This is a genomic window from Microbacterium umsixpiens, from assembly GCF_053543675.1.
The window spans coordinates 28,723-32,510 of sequence record NZ_JBLVOH010000019.1 but is presented as its reverse complement, the minus strand read 5'-3'; the positions used below and the strand labels follow the sequence as shown (position 1 = coordinate 32,510).

The 3,788-nt window shown below is 69.6% G+C and carries 4 protein-coding genes; 1 reads left to right on the top strand and 3 read right to left on the bottom strand.

Annotated features, from left to right (window positions below):
* Window positions 1-10: 10 nt before the first annotated feature.
* Genes ACNPM4_RS01850 through ACNPM4_RS01840 form a run of 3 tightly spaced genes read right to left on the bottom strand, consistent with a single transcriptional unit; the run spans window position 11 to window position 2,912 of the window.
* The gene (locus tag ACNPM4_RS01850) at window positions 11-970 is read right to left on the bottom strand and encodes a hypothetical protein (RefSeq protein WP_448984497.1); all 960 of its coding nucleotides are present in this window, start codon (window positions 968-970) and stop codon (window positions 11-13) included.
* Window positions 967-1,656 carry a LuxR C-terminal-related transcriptional regulator gene (locus ACNPM4_RS01845; RefSeq protein WP_029264198.1) on the bottom strand — a complete coding sequence of 230 codons (690 nt, stop codon included), beginning with the start codon at window positions 1,654-1,656 and terminating at the stop codon, window positions 967-969. The genes ACNPM4_RS01850 and ACNPM4_RS01845 overlap by 4 nt, the downstream gene beginning before the upstream one ends.
* Window positions 1,644-2,912: a sensor histidine kinase gene (locus ACNPM4_RS01840; protein ID WP_448984496.1), complete on the bottom strand. Its 1,269-nt coding sequence runs from the start codon at window positions 2,910-2,912 to the stop codon at window positions 1,644-1,646. Before ACNPM4_RS01840 ends, ACNPM4_RS01845 begins: the two co-directional genes overlap by 13 nt.
* A 132-nt stretch (window positions 2,913-3,044) precedes the next feature.
* On the opposite strand from ACNPM4_RS01840, the gene ACNPM4_RS01835 reads away from it, so the two are divergent.
* A complete protein-coding gene (locus ACNPM4_RS01835) occupies window positions 3,045-3,755 on the top strand; it encodes a VIT1/CCC1 transporter family protein (protein WP_036304393.1) in 711 nt (236 codons plus the stop codon).
* Window positions 3,756-3,788: the final 33 nt, after the last annotated feature.

Here is a 3,788-nt window from a genome sequence, read left to right as displayed (position 1 = left end):
TCGACGGTGTTCAGCGGCCGGGACGGATCGTCGCGGTGCCCGCGGACAGCGACACGTCGATGGTCCTTCGCGCGCTGGAGCCCTCGTCGACCTTGGCGTTCAACGTGCCGGCACTGACGTCCTGGGTGATCGCGTACTCGACGTCCGGCACGGTCAGATCGAGCGTTCCGGCATTGACCTCGATCGTCGTCTCCGAGGGTGCCGTGCCGGTCAGCTCGACCGTCAGATCGCCCGCAGAGACGCCGAGGTCGGCGCGGGTGACGCCGTCGAGGAGGATGTCGGCGCGACCGGCGTTCATCTCCGCGTCGAGCTCTCTGGCCGACCCTTCCACGTCGAGGGCACCGGCGTTGACGCGCACGTCGAGCACTCCGAAGTCACCCACGACGTCCAGGCTGCCCGCGTCCAGATTGAGATCGGCATCCAGCGCATCGCCGCGCAGGCTCTCCGGCAGCGTGAGGACGGCGATCTCCTCATCACCGAACCAGTTGCCGAACCACCAGCCGAACACCCCGTCGGGGCTCCGGACGATCAGTTCGTCACCGTCGCGGTCGAAGGTCCACGCGGTGCCGCGGCCGTTGGTGATCGAGAGCTGTGCCTCATCGACATCGCCGAACTCGACGCGCATGGTGCTCGCATCCGCATCGACGTCGATCCCCTCGATGCCGTCCACGCCCACGGTCTGCACCGAGTCCGGACGGCTCGAGGACACGATGTTCCCGGCCGCAGCCGCAGCCGCCGTTCCTCCGGCACCGAGCAGGGCGATGCCGCCGACCACGGCCGTGATGACCATGACCGCCGTCGTTCCCGAGGAGCGACCGCCCGAAGCACCGGGCGGGGGCGTCGTCGGAGCCGCCGGCGGTGCGGACGCCGGAGGCGCGGGCATCTGGTTCGCGGCGGCGGGCGGGGGAGAAGCGGGCGGCGGGGTGAGCGGGGTGTGCTCGCCCGGGGCGCCGTTGTTGTCGGTGGTCATCGTGCCACTCCTGTCTGGCCGGTCGGCGGCGTCGGGCCACCGGTGTTCTCGATGTGGGCGAGGGCGGCGAGCACGCGGCGGTTGCCCGACTCATCCTGCTCGAAGCCCAGCTTCTGGAAGATGGCGGTGATGTGCTTCTCGACACTCGCCTCGGAGAGGAAGAGGAGACCGGCGATCGCCTGGTTCGACTTCCCCTCCGCGATCAGCGCGAGCACGGTGCGCTCCCGTTCCGTGAGACGCATCATCCTGTCGTCACGGTTGCGCCGCGTGAGCAGCTGCGCCACCACTTCGGGGTCGAGCACCGTCGCTCCCTCGGAGATGCGCTGCACCGAGGCGAGGAACTCCGAGACGTCGGCGACGCGATCCTTGAGCAGGTATCCGAGCGGACCCCCCTGCGCCGCGATCAGGTCGGAGGCGTAGCGCTCCTCGACGTACTGCGAGAGCACGAGGATGGCGAGCGACGGATGCGTCGACCGGAGTCCGAGCGCCGCGCGGATCCCCTCGTCGGTGAACGTCGGGGGAAGCCGGACGTCCAGGATGCACAGGTCGGGTGCCGTGGTGGCGACGGCCTCGTCGAGGCCCTCGATGTCGGGGAGAGCGGCGACAACCTCGTGGCCGGCGTCCTCGAGCAGACGGACCAGTCCTTCGCGGAGGAGGACGGAGTCCTCGCAGATCAGGATGCGCACGGTACGTTCACCTCCAGGCTGGTCGGTCCGCCCTGCGGACTGTCGAGGCGGAAGGTTCCGCCCGCGGCGAGGATGCGGTTCGCGATGCCGTCGAGGCCGCCACCCGGCTGCACCTGCGCGCCGCCGATACCGTTGTCCTCGACCCGCGCCCAGAGCGTGTTCCCCTCGCGGAGTCGTACGATGACTCGGGCCTCACTGGCCCGAGAATGCTTCGCGGCGTTGGTCAGTGATTCCGCGATCGAGAAGTACACGGCGGCCTCGGCCTCGCGACTGCATCGTCCGTCCATGCGCACATCGAGGTGCACGGGGATGTGCGATCGGCTGGCGAGGGCCGACAGCGCGGCGTCGAGGCCGCGGTCGTCGAGCACGGACGCGTGGATGCCGCGGGCGAGCTGCCGCAGCTCCGTGATGGCCGCCTTGGTCGATGTGTGTGCTTCGTTGATGAGTTCCTTGGCAGTGTCAGGGTCGCTGTCGATCTTCTGCTGAGCGAGCCCGAGCGTCATGCCGACGGAGACGAGCCGCGGCTGGACGCCGTCGTGCAGGTCGCGCTCGATGCGCGTGCGCTCCAGATCGGCGGCGCGGACCGCTCCTTCCCGCTGGGCGGTCGAGGTGCGGACGCGTTCGGTGAGCTCCGTCTCCTTGCTGCGGACGACGATCGCCAGTGACAGCGTGCGGTGCAGCAGCGCCAAGCCGATCATCCCGACCACGGAGGCCGCGATGCCGAGGATACCGACCAGCGGTGCCCAGGCGACGGGGATGCCTCTGCCGCCGAACGGTCCCATGACCGCGTCCGCCGCAGTGAGCGGGGCGAAGGAGATGATGATCGACCACACCAGGCTCCAGGCGAGCCGCAGCACGATGAAGCCGAGCACGGCCGAGATGGCGAAGTTCGCGACCGCTCGCCACATGCGGGGGTCGATCGCCTGGCGCCCGAGGGAGCGCAGCCAGCCGACGAACCCGGGGCGGTCGCGCTGCTGCAGTCGCAACGGGGTGATCGGGGTGCGGTAGAGGGCACCGACACGGGCGACCTCGAACCACCCGAGTCCGTACAGGGCGTACACGAGCCCGACGAGGAGCACGAGGCCGATGCCGGCGGCGAAGAGCAGACCGAGGCCGGTGCCGAGGAGTCCGCCGAGCATGCCGAAGATGGCGCCGCCGAGCGCGCCGACGCCTGCGAGGTGCAGGATCGTGAGGAAGATGCGCAACGGCGGCTTCACCGCCGTGGCGGGAGCCGGGGTCGCAGTCTGAGTGGTCATGGTTCCAAGGTACGGCGGGGCAGACACGCATGACACCGAGTCAGCCGGACACTCCACTTCGGGTTTTCCATAACCCGTCGTGGGTGCTTTCCGCCCCTATCGAGCGCGATGTCCATCTGCTTCACTGGCTGCATGGCAGCCCACGAAGGTGAACCTCACGGCGCAGGTCTCGGTCAACGACTGAACTGGTTGCGCGCGGGAGTGCTCGGCGCGAACGACGGCATCGTCTCGGTCGCCTCACTGGTCGTGGGCGTGGCGGGCGCGACGACCGACAACGCAGCCCTGCTCACCGCGGGGATCGCCGGACTGGTCGGCGGGGCGATCTCGATGGCGCTCGGAGAGTACGTCTCGGTGAGCAGCCAGCGCGACAGTGAACGCGCGCTGATCGCGAAGGAGAGTGAGGAGCTGCGCACCATGCCGGCCGCCGAGCTGGCCGAACTCACCGAGCTCTATCGCGACCGGGGCCTCTCCGAGGAGACCGCACGTCAGGTCGCCGAGGAGCTCACCGCACACGATGCGCTCTCCGCCCACCTGGAGGTCGAGCTGGGCATCGACCAGGACGATCTCGTCAATCCGTGGCACGCGGCGCTCTCTTCGGCGGTCGCCTTCACGCTCGGAGCTCTGCTCCCGCTACTCGCCATCCTGCTGCCGCCGCCCGAGTGGCGTGTTCCGATCACCTTCGTCGCCGTCCTGATCGCCCTCGCGATCACCGGTTCACTATCGGCGCGGATCGGCGGGTCCCCGCCCCTGAGGGCATCTATCCGACTGGTCATCGGTGGAGCGCTCGCTCTCGCCGCGACCTGGCTGATCGGCACGCTCCTCGGCACGACCGGCGTCGTCTGAGCGCCGAGCACACCGGGGGACGACGAAGGGCGG

Coding starts and splice junctions, on each gene's coding strand:
- ACNPM4_RS01840 (WP_448984496.1), bottom strand. CDS start 2,912: ATGACCACTCAGACTGCGACCCCGGCTCCCGCCACGGCGGTGAAGCCG.
- ACNPM4_RS01835 (WP_036304393.1), top strand. CDS start 3,045: ATGGCAGCCCACGAAGGTGAACCTCACGGCGCAGGTCTCGGTCAACGA.
- ACNPM4_RS01850 (WP_448984497.1), bottom strand. CDS start 970: ATGACCACCGACAACAACGGCGCCCCGGGCGAGCACACCCCGCTCACC.